Here is a 12,503-nt window from a genome sequence, read left to right on the forward strand (position 1 = left end):
TCACAGGGTGCCCCGGCTGCCGAAAATCGCCGTCGCCTGGCTGGACAGCTGACCGCCGTTGCCATGGGCGAGCGCGACCTCCACGCCGGGAACCTGCCGGTCGCCGGCCTCCCCACGCAGCTGCCGTACCGACTCGATGATCGTGAAGATGCCGTACATGCCCGGGTGGCAGTAGCTCAGCCCTCCGCCGTTGGTGTTGACCGGGTACGCGCCGCCGGGTGCGATCCGGCCCCCCGAGACGAAGGCGCCGCCCTCGCCCTTGGCGCAGAAGCCGAGGTCTTCGATAAAAAGGATCGGATTGATGGTGAAGGCGTCGTAGAGCTGCAGGACGTCCACGTCGGACGGACTGAGGCCGGCCATCCGGAACGCCCGCTCGCCCGACTCCCGGGCCGCGGTGACCGTCAGGTCGGGCATCTGCGAGATCCACTTGTGCCAGTGGGCTTCGGCCGCGCCGAGCACGTACGCCGCCGGCTTGGGGGCGTCGGCGGCCCGGTCGGCCCGGACCATGACGGCCGCCCCTCCGCCGTCGGTCACCAGGCAGCAGTCGAGGGCGCCGAAGGGCGCGGAGATGACCGGACTGGCCAGCACGTCCTCGACCGTGATCGGGGTCCGCCGGTACGCCCTGGGGTTGAGCATCGCCCATTGCCGGGCGGCCACGGCGACCTCGGCCAGTTGTTCGCGCGTCGTGCCGTACTGGTGCATGTGGCGGCGGGCCGCGAGCGCGTACCCGGTCACGGGGCTGCGCGGCCGGAACTCGCTCTCGTAGTCGGGTTGGTCGGCCGGGCGTCCGCCGTACAGCCGGCCCGCCCTGGCGTCGGTGCGGGCCGTGCTGCCGTAGGTGATGAGCGCGACGTCGCAGGCGCCCACGGTGAGCGCGATGGCGGCGTGCAGCAGCATGGAGACGAACGCGCTGCCGCCGGTCATGGTGCTGTCCGTGAAGCGCGGCCGGATGCCGAGGTACTCGCCGACGTCGACGGTGTGCAGCAGCTTGCCGTTGACCACGCTGAACAACCCGTCCACGTCGCGGGTGCCCAACCCGGCGTCGTCGAGGGCCCGCACGGCCGCCTGGGCGGCGAGGTCGATCGCGGTGATGCCGGGGGCCACCTGGCCGAGGTCCGACTCGGCGACGCCGACGACCGCGGTCGAACCGCGTAGCGACATTGTCATCGGCCGGTCCCGCCGACGAAGGTGGGACGGGGCGGGTCGCCGTCCTCGACGACGAGCGTGACCCGCGACCCGATCTCCACATCAGCGGCGGCCACGCCGGTGACCGTCGACATCATGCGGAAGCCCTCGTCGAGGTCGATCAGGCACACGGCGTACGGCTCGCCGTCTTTGGCCGCGACGGCCGTCGTGCTGTAGACCTCGCCCAGGCCCGCGCTCTGTTCGGTGCTGAGGTCCGCGCCGCCACACGACGGGCACACGACGCGGGGCGGAAAGACGGCGGCCGAGCAGGCGTCGCACCGCTGGAACAGCAGCACGCCCCGGGCCAGCCCGTCCCGGTAGGCCACGTGGGGCGAGGTCACGAGGTCGCGCATCGGGTCCTCGCGTATCCCGTGAACACCGGTTCCCCGGTCGCGTTGCGGACCACGACATCGAGTTCGGCGGTCCCGCCCTCGGTGTCCGCCTCGGTGACCGTGGCCGTGACGGTGAGCGTGTCACCGGGCCAGACCTGGGAGCGGAAGCGCCCGCCGAAGGCCAGCAACGCGTCGACACCGACCAGGTCGGTGAGCATGCGGCCGGCCATGCCCATCGTGAGCATGCCGTGGGCGAACACCGTGCGGTACCCGGCGACCCGCGTCGCGTAGACCTCGTCCGTGTGCAGCGGGTTGTAGTCACCCGACGCGCCGGCGTACATGACGAGCTGGGTCCGGGTGAGGTCCTCGACGACCACCGCCGAGAACTCCTGCCCGACCCGCAGATCGGCCGCGTTGAGCATCACCCACGCTCCTCGTCGCCGACCGTACGCTCGGTGCGCACGTACACGCTGCGCTCCCGGATGACCAGCGTGCCGTCCTCGTCGCGGAACTCGGTGATCTTTTCGATGAAGGTCAGCCGGCCGCCGCGGCTGCCCTGCTTGTGCCAGGTCCGACCCCAGTCCGTGCGCGCCGAGAGGCGTTGACCGGGCCGGACCGGGGCCAGGTACTCGAAGTGCTCCTCGGCGTGGAAGCCGGTTCCCTTCGACCCGCCGGTGTCCTCGCCGTTGCCGAGGGCCCGCCGGGGCGTTCCGGGAGTGCTGGCCGAGCCGAACCACGGTTGTTCGGGCGTCGGCCGCATCGGGTAACCCGGTTGGAACTGGGCGGCCGCGATGGCGAAGGTGGGCGGGACGGCGGTGATCGCGGTTTCGGCCGACGGCGGCTCGAACGCGGGGTTCGGGTCGCCGATGGCGCGGGCGAACATGGTGACGTGGCCAGCTTCGACGGGGAAGGTCCAGGACGTCACCGGGCTCACACCTTGGCCGGCGCGTCGGGGGCGACCTTCGGCTTCGACCAGCCCTGGTACCGGGCGCGGGCCAGCAGGTCGGGGACGACGTCGTCGAGTTCGGCCACCTCCCAGCGCGCACCCTTGTCCGCCTTCGGTCCTTCCTGCCACGGCTCGGCGACCGCCACCTGGCCGCCCGCGACGAAGAAGACCCGCCCGGTGATGCCGCGGGCGGCATCGGTACCGAGCCAGGTCACCATGGGCGCCACGTTCCCGGGCGCGATGGCGTTGAAGGTGTCCTCGGGCAGGTCCACGTACTTCTGGGCGAACGGCCGGTCCTCGGTCATCCGGCTCAGCGCGGTCGGCGAGATCGCGTTCACCGCGACCCCGTACCGTTGGAGTTCCTGCGCGGCGATGATGGTCAGAGCCGCGATGCCGGCCTTGGCCGCACCGTAGTTGGACTGCCCGGGGTTGCCGATCAGCCCCGAGTGCGACGAGGTGTTGATGACCCGCACGTCCTGCTCCGCCCCCGACTTGGCCTGGGCCTTCCAGTGCACGGCGGCGTGGTGCATGGTCAGGAACGTGCCCCGCAGGTGTACCCGGATGACGTCGTCCCACTCGTCGACGGACATGTTGGCCAGCGTGCGGTCGCGCAGGATGCCGGCGTTGTTGACGAGCACGTCGAGCTGTCCCCAGGTGTCGAGCGCCGTCGCGATGAGCCGCTCCGCGCCGGCCGGGTCCGAGACGTCGTCCGCGTTGGCTACGGCCTCGCCGCCCATGGCCCGGATCTCCTCGACGACCGCGTTGGCGGCCTCCGACGTCGGCCCCTGGCCGTGAACGTCCACGCCGTAGTCGTTGACGACGACGCGCGCCCCGTGGCGGGCGAACTCGAGGGCCTCGCCACGGCCGATGCCACGGCCGGCTCCGGTGACGATGACGACCTTCCCGACACAGCGACGTTCCATGGGGCTGCGACGTTCCATGGCGCTCTCCCAGTCAAATCATTTAGCTCATTTAGCCTGGGGTCATCGAAGCATCGGGCGCCGGGCGCGTCAAGGCGGCGAGGCGGGAACTCAGCGCGGCAACCCGAGCGCGGTCGTCGCGATGACGTCGCGCTGGATCTCGCTCGTGCCGCCGCCGATGCGGTGCAGCAACGACAGGAGCAGGCCCTCGGAGAAGTGGCCGTGCAGGACCGCGTCCGGGTCCTGCGGCAGCAGCATCCCGGGCAGGCCGAGCACGTCGGCCCCGACCGAGCGCACCTCGGCGGCCAGCTCGGAGTGGTAGAGCTTGGACAGTGAGGCGATTCCCGGCGTCAACGCGCGCTCGGCCTGCAGGTGGGCGATGCGGTACGACAGCGCCCGACCCATCTCCACCTTCTCGATGACGCGGGCCACCGCGGCCCGCCTCCCGGGATCCAGCAACGGGTTGCCCGGCCCCTGCCGGTGACACCACTCGACGAGCTCATCAAGGTAGCGCTGGGCCTGCGCCGCCCGGGTCACGTTGGTGCGCTCGGCGTTGAGCAGCGCCTTGGCCACCCGCCAGCCCTCCCCCTCACCCCCGACGAGCTGGTCGGCCGGGACCCGCACGTCGTCGAAGAACTCCTCCGCGAACGTGGGATAACCGGTCATTGACCGGATCGGCCGGCGGATGATGCCCTCGCTCGCCATGTCGACCAGGAAGAACGAGATGCCGTCCTGGCGCTTGCGCTCCACCGGTGACGTCCGGGCCAGGACAAAGATCCAGTCGGCCAGCATGCCGTTGCTGGTCCAGGTCTTGTGCCCGTTGAGCACGTACTCGTCGCCGTCGCGCCGGGCGGTCATGCGCAGCGCCGCGAGGTCCGATCCCGCGCCGACCTCCGAGTAGCCCTGGGCCCACATCCGTTCGGAGCGCGCGATGAGGGGAAGGTGCTCGGCCTGCTGCTTGGCGGTGCCGTAGGCCATGAGTACCGGGGCCAGCATGTTGACGCCGTTGTTGTTGACGATCGGGGCGCCCGCGTAGGCCAGCTCCTCCCGGATGACCACCTGTTGCACGACGTCGAGACCGCCGCCACCGTGCTCGACCGGCCAGTGCGGCACGAACCACCCCTGCTCGTGCAACGCCCGGCAGAACTGGACCGCCCGCTCATGGCTGTCGCGGGGCAGGTAGTCGGCGTTGGCCGCGGTCCGGCGGAACTCGTCGTCGAGGTGTTCGGCCAGCCACGACCGGACCCGCTCCCGCAGGCGGCCGGTCTCCGGATCGGTGTCGAGGCTCACCACTTGTCGCAACGCCATGGCAAAATCTTATGCTGAGCTAAATCATTCTACTAGGAGGCCCGGTGAGCGACTTCTCGTGGAGCTCCGACCAACAGCAGTTCCGGCAGAGCGTGCGTCGGTTCTTCGCCGCCCACTCGGACGAGCCGGCGGTGCGCCGGGCCATGGCCACCCCCGAGGGCCACGACCCCGCGGTGTGGGCCGCGATGGCGTCCCAGCTCGGGGTGCAGGGCCTGGCGGTCCCCGAAGCGTACGGCGGTGGCGGCTTCACGATCGCCGAAGCGGCGATCGTGCACGAGGAGGCCGGCCGCGTGCTGCTGTGCGGCCCGCTGCTCGCCTCCGCCTCCCTGGCCGCACCGGCGCTGGCGCACATCGGCGGTGAAGCCGCCGAGCGCTACCTGCCGGACATCGCGTCCGGCGCGTGCATCGCGACCCTCGCCCTGAACGAGCCGGCCGGCACCTGGTCGGCCCGGAGCACGACCACCACGGCCCGCCCGATCGGCGCGGGCCGGTACGCGCTTACCGGGATCAAGGCGTACGTGCTCGACGGCGCGCTCGCCGACCTCCTCCTGGTCGCGGCGCGCACGGACGAGGGACCGGGTCTGTTCGCCGTAGCCGCCGACGCCAACGGGCTCGTCCGGACCCCCCAGCAGACCCTCGACCCGACCCGTCGACTGGCCCGCATCGAACTCCGGGACTGCCCGGGCACCCTCCTCGCGGCGGCCGGCGAGGCGGAGGCGAGCATCGCCGCGGCGCTGATGACCGGCGCGATCGCCCTGGCCGCCGAGCAGGTCGGCGGATCGGAGCGGGCCCTTGAACTGAGTGTCGACCACGCCAAGCTGCGCGAGCAGTTCGGTCGGCCCATCGGCGCCTTCCAGGCCATCCGCCACCGGCTCGCCGACCTGTACCTGGCGGTCGAGACGGCCCGCTCCGTGGCCACCCACGCGGCCCTGGTCGCGGCGCGCGGTGGGGACGCCACCGCGCTCGCCCACCTGGCCCGATCGGCCTGTTCGCGGGCCTACCGGGACGTCAGCGAGGCGATGATCCAGGTGCACGGCGCGACCGGCTTCACCTGGGAGCACGTCTCCCAGCTGTACTACAAGCGCGCCCGCTGCGACGCGGAGCTGCTCGGCAGCCCCGACGAGCACCGCATGGCCCTCGCCGCAGCGGTCGGCCTGTAGGAGCGCGGCGGTCAGGACCGCGACAGACCCAGCAGGTCGGCCTTGATCTCCAGGGCGAGGTACCGGGAACGCTGCCGGCACGAGGCGAGACTGCCGGCGGCGAACCACAGGCCGGGCTGCGGGGTGCGTTTCCAGACGTTGGCCACCTCACCCGTCTCGTCCAGGCCCCAGATCTGACCGACTCTCCCGGCCACCTCGGCTCCGAAGTAACGCTCGACCGCGGCGCCCATCGGTTGGTACCCGGTCGCCAGGATGATGGCGTCCACGTGCGGCGCCGTACCGTCCCGGAACCGGATCGCGCGCGGCGAGAATCCCTCGACGTCCGACCATTGCCGCAGGCCCACCTCACCGGAGATGATGAGATCGCAGGCGCCGACGTTGATGTAGTAGCCGCCGCCGCGCCGTAGGTACTTGCTCAGCATGCCGCCGCCGTCCTCGGCGTAGTCGGTCCGGAACCCCTTGTCGTTCAGCTGCCGGATCAGGTCCCGGTCCAGCTCACGCATCCGGTCGGTCAACAGTTGCTGCGATCGCAGCGCGTACGGCGGTGGCGTCGACACGGCCAGCAGGTCGACGTCGTCCAGACTGCGACCTTCGTGATAGATGCGCGAGGGCAGCCGTCCCGCCGGCTCCAGCCCGATGACCGTCGTGGAGCCCCGCTGGAGCATCGTGACGTCGGCGCCCCACCGGTGGAGTTCCTGCGCCACGTCGTGGGCGCTGTTGCCGGTGCCGACCACGACCACGCTCTGTCCGGCGTAGGGGGCACCGTTGACGAACTCCGTGGTGTGCCGCACGTCGCCGGTGAAGTCGGACAGCCCCGGGATGTCGGGGCGGTACGGGATCCCGCTCACCCCGGTGGCCATCACGATGTGCCGCGGCCGCACCACCCGCTGCGCACCGCCGCCCTGGCGCAGCGTGACCGTCCAGCGCCCGTCCTGGACGTGGTACGCGCCCGACACGAGTTCGGTGCCGGCCCAATAGTTGATCTCCATGGCCTCGACGTAGATCTCGAACCAGTTGGCCAGCTGGTCCTTGGGCAGGAACGTGGGGAAGCTGTCCGGGAACTCCAGGTACGGCAGGTGGCACGTCCAGGTCTCGTTGTGCAGGGCCAGCATGTGGTAGCGCTGGCGCCAGTTGTCGCCGATGCGCGGCCACTTGTCGACCACGAGGGTGTCCACCTCCAGGTGGTTAAGCCGCGCGGCCACGCCGAGCCCGGCCTGGCCGCCCCCGACCACGAGGACGTCGGGTTCACGGTCGCGGTAGGCGACCGCCCACTCCCGCATGTCCCGCCAGTTGGCGCCCGGCGCCACGTGCTCGTAGTGGCCGCCCCGGCGACGGTTGGCGCCCCGTCGCTCCTCGTGCCCGATGATCTCCTCAAGGGCCGTCGACAGGGTCCAGCCGCGGTACGCGCCGTCGCTTTCCACCAGCCGAACGATCCCCCGGCCCCGGCCGTGCCTGGTGGTGAATGCCAGGAAGATCTCCAGGCACTCGCGCCCGACCCGGGTCACCCAGTCCGGGGTGCCGGCGATCGTGACGCGCACGGGCGAGACGTTCGCCAGCCGCTCGCGCAGCGCGCGCACGACCTCGGCACGCGGGCTGGTCGAGGATGTCGTCCAACTCATCAACACCAGATCGCGCCACGCCGCCTGCTCGATGAAGAGATCCTCGAATGCGGCGGCCGGGCCACGGTCGAGGGCCGCCTGCAGGCGACCGACCCAGGCCGCGGCGACGTCGCCCGGGCCGGGCCGGTCCGCGAGAAGCCCGATCTGATTGTTCTGAATCATTTAGCTATCATGACATGATCTCACCCGCGACCGGTACCGGGACGGGCCCCTGGGCTGCGGTCGAGCCCAGGTCATCGACCGCTGCGCCGCAGGCGGACCCGGTAGGAGTAGCGGTCGGGCAGGAAGTAGCTCGTCGCCAGCTCGACTGCCGCGCCGCTGGCGGCGTAGTACAGCCGGTCGATGCGCAGCAGCGGAGCGCCGTCCTCGCAGGCGAGCCGGTCCGCCAGGGCCGGGGTGGCCCGCGCCGCGGTGATGCTTTGCTCGGCCTCGGCGATCGGACTGGCCAGGCGCGCGTCGAGCAGGCCGATGACCGTCTCGACGCTGCGGGCTCCTGCCCGGGCGAGTTCGGGCACATCATCGAGAAGCCTGCCCACGTCGGGAGGCAGGTACACCGAGGTCACGCAGAATGGCGTGTCCTCGTAGTGGCGCCGGAAGTGCGCGGCGTAGACGGCGTCGGACGGCAGTCGCAGCCGGCCCGCGGCGTCCACATCGACCGTACGGCGCAGCGGCGTGAGCATCTCCAGCGTCGTGTCCAACGACAGGCCCATGAGGTCCTCGACGGAGCCGAACTGGCGCAGATAGGCGCCGGTCGGCGCCACGAACGTGCCCCGTCCGGGGAACCGGGAGACCATGCCCTCCGCGACGAGGTCGTGGAAGGCCCGCCGCACCGTCTGCCGGCTGACCCCGTACGTCCGCGAGAGCTCGGCCTCGGTCGGCAGGCGCCCGTCGGTGTACTCGCCACGCAGGATGCCCGCCCGCAGATCACGGGCGACGGTCTGGTACGCCGCCTCGGCGCCGCGCGCGCGTCCCGCCATGGTCCCCGCCCCCGAACCTCGAAAATTTGTAAGGCCAAATGTACCGCGTTGATAGCCGCCTGGCGCGATGCCGCCACGTATCAGCTTGACGCCAGCTCTGGATCATCAGCGATTTGGCCGTACAATGTCTCGCGTGCCGACTCTCCCGCTCGACGGCCTGACGGTCGTGGAGGTATCGACGTACGTAGCGGCCCCGCTGGGGGGCATGACGCTGGCCCAGCTCGGCGCCGACGTGATCCGCATCGACCCGCTCGGCGGGGCGCCGGACACGCGGCGGTGGCCGCTGGCGCGGGGCTCCGGGACCAGCCTCTACTGGGCCGGCCTGAACAAGGGCAAACGTTCCATGACCGTCAACCTGCGGTCAGGCGAAGGCCAGCGGCTCGTGGCCGAACTCCTGGAACGCAACGGACCCCACGGGGGCGTCCTGCTGACCAACGCCCCCGGCCGATCGTGGCTCGGCTACGACACGCTGCGCCGCGCGCGGCCCGATCTGATCCACGTCCAGATCCAGGGCCGCCAGGACGGCACCCCCGCCGTGGACTACACGGTCAACGCCGAGGCCGGCTTCCCGTTGGTCACCGGACCGGACGGGCACGACCAGCCCGTCAACCATGTGGTCCCGATCTGGGACATCGCCTGCGGGCTGTACGCGGCCCTGGCGGTCGTGAGCGCCGTGCACCAACGCGGCCGGACCGGCGACGGGCAGCACGTGACCATCGCGCTTGAGGACGTGGCGCTCGCGACCGCGGGGAACCTGGGCTTCCTCGCCGAGGCCCAGGTCAACGGCGTCGAGCGGCGCCCGATCGGCAACCACCTGTACGGCAGCTTCGGCCGCGACTTCACCTGCCGCGACGGCGCCCGGGTGATGGTCGTGGCGTTGACCGGACGCCACTTCGCGGATCTCGTCGCGGTCACCGGCCAGCAGGAACCGGTCGCCGCGCTGGAGAAGGCCCTGCACCGCGACTTCACCCTGGAGTCCGACCGGTACGAGTTCCGCGAGGTGCTCGCGGGCCTGTTCGGGCACTGGTTCGCCCGGCACGACGCCGCGACCGTGCACGACGCGCTGCGCCAGACCTCGGTGCTCTGGGCGCCCTACCGGTCGTTCGCCGAACTCGTGGCCCCGGACGGCCCGCTGTGGCACCACCCGCTGATGTCCATCGTGGACCAGAACGGGATTGGCCCGCACCTGTCCCCCGCGTCACCGATCCACACGGCGCGGCGCGCGGCGGCACGTCCCGCACCCGCGCTCGGCGAACACACCGTCGAGGTACTCAGGAACGAACTGATGATGGACGACGGCGCGATCGCGGCGCTGCGCACCGCCGGGGTCCTGGAGTGAGCCGCCCGATGAACCCGGAACTGGTCAGCGGTTGGCGGCCCGAGCCGGTCGAGGACGAGTGCACGCCCGACCTCGCGGTGGGCGCCGCGGCGGCCGGACTGTGGGGCACGGCCGCACCGGTCGCGGTCGCACCACCCATGTGGCACTGGTTCCACTTCGTCGAATGGACGCCCCGGCACCTGCTCGGCGCCGACGGCCACCCCGCAAACGGTCACTTCCTGCCGCCCGTACCCGACCGGCGTCGGATGTTCGCCGGTGGGACCTGCACGCTGCACCGGCCGGTGGCCTACGGTGAGCCGGTCCGCCGCCGCCGTACGATGCTCGGCGCCCGGCTCAAGGACGGCCGCACCGGCACGCTGCTGTTCGTGACCGTGCGGTCGGAGCTGTACCAACGCGGCCAGCTGTGCCTCGTCGAGGATCAGGACATCGTCTACCGCAGCGGGCCCGGCGACGCCGACCGGCGCGGCGTCGCGCTGGCGACCACCGGACCCGACGTCGACCCCGACAGCGCCCTGCCACTGGTCACGGACCCGCCGCTGCTCATGCGGATGAGCGCGCTGACCGGCAACCAGCACCGCATCCACTACGACCACCCGTACGCCACCGAGGTCGAGCACTATCCGGCCCTCGTCGTGCACGGGCCGCTGCTGGTCCTGCACATGCTCGAACTGCCGCGCCGCGCGCTGCCGGGCCGTACGCCGACCACCATCTCGTACCGGCTGCACTCCCCCGTCTACGTCGGCGAACCGCTGGCCGCCGTCGCCGAACCAGGCAACAACCCGCCGCTGTCGTTGCGGGTCGCGACCGCCCGCGACGCCCGGCACGCCTCCGTCGAACTGCGATGGGACTAGCTTCGTGCGCAGCTACCTGTACGTGCCCGGCGACGACGCCGGCAAGCTCGCCCGGGCACTGAGCCGCGGCGCCGACGCGCTGATCGTCGACCTCGAGGACGCTGTCGCACCCTCCCGCAAGGACCTGGCCCGCGAGCAGGTGCTCGCCTGGCTGGCCGGCCTACGGGAGCCTGCCAGCGAAATCTGGGTCCGGGTCAACGAGGGCGCCCGCCGCCACGCTGACGTCGACGCGCTACGGTCGGCGCCGAACGTGACCGGACTGTGCCTGGCCAAAGTGCGGTCGGCCGACGAGGTGGCCGACATCGACCGCCGGCTCGGCGGCACGGCGGTGGCGCTCATGCCACTCCTGGAGACTGCCGGTGCCGTGTACGACGCCCGGTTGATCGCCGCCGCGCCACGGGTCCAGGCCCTGCAACTGGGCGAGGTCGACCTGAGCGCCGACCTCGGCATCGAGCCTGGCCCGGACGGACTGGAACTGCTCTGGGCCAGGTCCCAGGTCGTCGCGGCGAGCGCCGCCGCCGGCATCGACCCACCGGTCGCGCCGGTGTCGGTCGACTTCCGGGACCTGACCGCGTTCGCCGCGTCGACACAGGCCTTACGCCGCCTCGGCTTCTTCGGCCGTGCGTGCATCCACCCGGCCCAGCTACCCACCGTCCACGACGTGTTCACACCGACCGCCGCGCAGATCGAACGGGCGCGGCGGGTCGTGGCGCTGCTCGACGGTGACCGCACCGGTGTCGCGCTGGACGAGGACGGCCGGATGGTGGACGAGGCCGTGGTTCGCTCCGCCCGGCGCGTACTGGCCGTGGCCGGCGGGACCAGGCCGGAAACAACCTGAGGCCTCTACCGGGCAGGCGGTTTAGGTTGAGACCGGCACCGCTTGGTGGCCTAGCGGCGTACTCAACACCTTTGTGTAGTTCATAGGGAACATAAGCCAGCCCATTGGTCGCGAGCCCCCGTGCCGCATTAGCCGCCGAAAAGTTCCGCCAGAACGCCTCGAGTCCGCGGTGAGGGCTCCTCGTCGGGATAGAAGTCATGACAGATTTGCAGGGCGTCATCGACCGTAGCCACGCCCGCGAGCTCGGCCAGCCGCCGTAGATCATCGACATCCCGGGTACGCGCAGCCAGTGCCTTCATGGCGAAGATGTGTTCCGGGGACGCCGCCATCACGCGCAGATTCGGATGGTCGAACACCCGACGCTTCCCCGGGTCGTCCTTGCCCGAGACGTAGACGCTGGCCTGCTCGTTGAGCCACCATGGCGGCAGACCGAGTTCGTCGGCTACGGCACGCGACTCCTCGACCACCACCCCGTGCGGAACGAACAACGCATCGACGTCGCGGGTGACCCTGGTCGCGTCATATGCCAGTGCCATGGCCGCCCCGCCAACCACAAAAAGATCCGCGACCACGCCCCGGCGACCCAGCCGGTCACCAAGCGCGGTGAAGGCCCGCTCCAGGTCCGCACGGCCCATCAGGACTCCGCCGTCGGTCACGCCGCGCTCAGATCATGAGCAGATAAGTACACGCCATGCTTTCGGAACGCGGCTGGCGCCCGCACCAAGGCGTCGGCACGCTGAATCGCCAACTCGGCCGGAAACCATGCATGGCGCAGTACCCGAGACTCCGCCCACTGCGGCGGAGCAAGATCATGTTGCGCACACAGGTGCTCAGCCAACGCCGCCAGCAGGGCATCCCAGCGCTCGTCACCTGTCGGTTCCGGCTCAGACCACAAGAGCCGTGTCTGGGACTCTGGCGGCTCCCACCGGTACTCCTCCAGAAACTCCCACACCAACTTCCAGCGCAACCGACCATCAGCAGTCGCCGCCACATGCTGAGCGAGCACTGCCAGACTCATCGGCTGATAC

The 12,503-nt window shown here is 71.1% G+C and carries 14 protein-coding genes; 4 read left to right on the top strand and 10 right to left on the bottom strand.

Annotated features, from left to right (window positions below):
- From ABD191_RS03500 to ABD191_RS03525, 6 genes are all read right to left on the bottom strand, one after another.
- Entirely contained in the window at nucleotides 1-1,167 is a 1,167-nt protein-coding gene (locus ABD191_RS03500) for an acetyl-CoA acetyltransferase (protein ID WP_344076693.1), read from the bottom strand.
- Nucleotides 1,164-1,538 carry a Zn-ribbon domain-containing OB-fold protein gene (locus ABD191_RS03505; RefSeq protein ID WP_344076695.1) on the bottom strand — a complete coding sequence of 125 codons (375 nt, stop codon included), beginning with the start codon at nucleotides 1,536-1,538 and terminating at the stop codon, nucleotides 1,164-1,166. Before ABD191_RS03505 ends, ABD191_RS03500 begins: the two co-directional genes overlap by 4 nt.
- Complete coding sequence (locus ABD191_RS03510; protein WP_344076782.1) at nucleotides 1,523-1,939, bottom strand: MaoC family dehydratase; 417 nt, start codon at nucleotides 1,937-1,939, stop codon at nucleotides 1,523-1,525. Before ABD191_RS03510 ends, ABD191_RS03505 begins: the two co-directional genes overlap by 16 nt.
- On the bottom strand, nucleotides 1,939-2,442 hold the full coding sequence (locus ABD191_RS03515; RefSeq protein WP_344076697.1) for an FAS1-like dehydratase domain-containing protein: 504 nt from the start codon (nucleotides 2,440-2,442) through the stop codon (nucleotides 1,939-1,941). The genes ABD191_RS03510 and ABD191_RS03515 overlap by 1 nt, the downstream gene beginning before the upstream one ends.
- 5 nt (nucleotides 2,443-2,447) lie before the next feature.
- On the bottom strand, nucleotides 2,448-3,404 hold the full coding sequence (locus ABD191_RS03520) for an SDR family oxidoreductase (protein WP_344076699.1): 957 nt from the start codon (nucleotides 3,402-3,404) through the stop codon (nucleotides 2,448-2,450).
- Between the two features lie 90 nt (nucleotides 3,405-3,494).
- Entirely contained in the window at nucleotides 3,495-4,691 is a 1,197-nt protein-coding gene (locus tag ABD191_RS03525; protein WP_344076701.1) for an acyl-CoA dehydrogenase family protein, read from the bottom strand.
- A gap of 44 nt (nucleotides 4,692-4,735) precedes the next feature.
- On the opposite strand from ABD191_RS03525, the gene ABD191_RS03530 reads away from it, so the two are divergent.
- A complete protein-coding gene (locus tag ABD191_RS03530) occupies nucleotides 4,736-5,851 on the top strand; it encodes an acyl-CoA dehydrogenase family protein (RefSeq protein WP_344076703.1) in 1,116 nt (371 codons plus the stop codon).
- 11 nt (nucleotides 5,852-5,862) lie between these two features.
- Here ABD191_RS03530 and ABD191_RS03535 read toward each other — a convergent pair whose 3' ends face one another.
- Nucleotides 5,863-7,632: a flavin-containing monooxygenase gene (locus tag ABD191_RS03535; protein WP_344076705.1), complete on the bottom strand. Its 1,770-nt coding sequence runs from the start codon at nucleotides 7,630-7,632 to the stop codon at nucleotides 5,863-5,865.
- A gap of 71 nt (nucleotides 7,633-7,703) precedes the next feature.
- A complete protein-coding gene (locus ABD191_RS03540) occupies nucleotides 7,704-8,447 on the bottom strand; it encodes a GntR family transcriptional regulator (RefSeq protein WP_344076707.1) in 744 nt (247 codons plus the stop codon).
- Nucleotides 8,448-8,580: 133 nt separating this feature from the next.
- On the opposite strand from ABD191_RS03540, the gene ABD191_RS03545 reads away from it, so the two are divergent.
- The 3 genes from ABD191_RS03545 to ABD191_RS03555 are packed head-to-tail and all read left to right on the top strand — an operon-like array spanning nucleotide 8,581 to nucleotide 11,475.
- The gene (locus tag ABD191_RS03545; RefSeq protein WP_344076708.1) at nucleotides 8,581-9,786 is read left to right on the top strand and encodes a CoA transferase; all 1,206 of its coding nucleotides are present in this window, start codon (nucleotides 8,581-8,583) and stop codon (nucleotides 9,784-9,786) included.
- Nucleotides 9,787-9,794: 8 nt separating this feature from the next.
- Complete coding sequence (locus ABD191_RS03550; RefSeq protein WP_344076709.1) at nucleotides 9,795-10,637, top strand: HTD2 family dehydratase; 843 nt, start codon at nucleotides 9,795-9,797, stop codon at nucleotides 10,635-10,637.
- A gap of 4 nt (nucleotides 10,638-10,641) precedes the next feature.
- Nucleotides 10,642-11,475, top strand: coding sequence for an HpcH/HpaI aldolase/citrate lyase family protein (locus ABD191_RS03555; protein ID WP_344076710.1), 834 nt, complete (start codon nucleotides 10,642-10,644; stop codon nucleotides 11,473-11,475).
- A gap of 128 nt (nucleotides 11,476-11,603) precedes the next feature.
- On the opposite strand, the gene ABD191_RS03560 is transcribed toward ABD191_RS03555, so the two are convergent.
- Nucleotides 11,604-12,131: a DUF6036 family nucleotidyltransferase gene (locus tag ABD191_RS03560; RefSeq protein ID WP_344076711.1), complete on the bottom strand. Its 528-nt coding sequence runs from the start codon at nucleotides 12,129-12,131 to the stop codon at nucleotides 11,604-11,606.
- Nucleotides 12,128-12,493 carry a hypothetical protein gene (locus ABD191_RS03565; protein ID WP_344076712.1) on the bottom strand — a complete coding sequence of 122 codons (366 nt, stop codon included), beginning with the start codon at nucleotides 12,491-12,493 and terminating at the stop codon, nucleotides 12,128-12,130. Before ABD191_RS03565 ends, ABD191_RS03560 begins: the two co-directional genes overlap by 4 nt.
- Nucleotides 12,494-12,503 lie beyond the last annotated feature (10 nt).

This window comes from Luedemannella helvata (assembly GCF_039528415.1).
In the GTDB taxonomy this organism is placed as follows: Bacteria; Actinomycetota; Actinomycetes; order Mycobacteriales; family Micromonosporaceae; genus Luedemannella; species Luedemannella helvata.

Coding starts and splice junctions, on each gene's coding strand:
- ABD191_RS03500 (WP_344076693.1), bottom strand. CDS start 1,167: ATGACAATGTCGCTACGCGGTTCGACCGCGGTCGTCGGCGTCGCCGAG.
- ABD191_RS03505 (WP_344076695.1), bottom strand. CDS start 1,538: ATGCGCGACCTCGTGACCTCGCCCCACGTGGCCTACCGGGACGGGCTG.
- ABD191_RS03510 (WP_344076782.1), bottom strand. CDS start 1,939: ATGCTCAACGCGGCCGATCTGCGGGTCGGGCAGGAGTTCTCGGCGGTG.
- ABD191_RS03520 (WP_344076699.1), bottom strand. CDS start 3,404: ATGGAACGTCGCAGCCCCATGGAACGTCGCTGTGTCGGGAAGGTCGTC.
- ABD191_RS03525 (WP_344076701.1), bottom strand. CDS start 4,691: ATGGCGTTGCGACAAGTGGTGAGCCTCGACACCGATCCGGAGACCGGC.
- ABD191_RS03535 (WP_344076705.1), bottom strand. CDS start 7,632: ATGATTCAGAACAATCAGATCGGGCTTCTCGCGGACCGGCCCGGCCCG.
- ABD191_RS03540 (WP_344076707.1), bottom strand. CDS start 8,447: ATGGCGGGACGCGCGCGCGGCGCCGAGGCGGCGTACCAGACCGTCGCC.
- ABD191_RS03550 (WP_344076709.1), top strand. CDS start 9,795: ATGAACCCGGAACTGGTCAGCGGTTGGCGGCCCGAGCCGGTCGAGGAC.
- ABD191_RS03565 (WP_344076712.1), bottom strand. CDS start 12,493: ATGAGTCTGGCAGTGCTCGCTCAGCATGTGGCGGCGACTGCTGATGGT.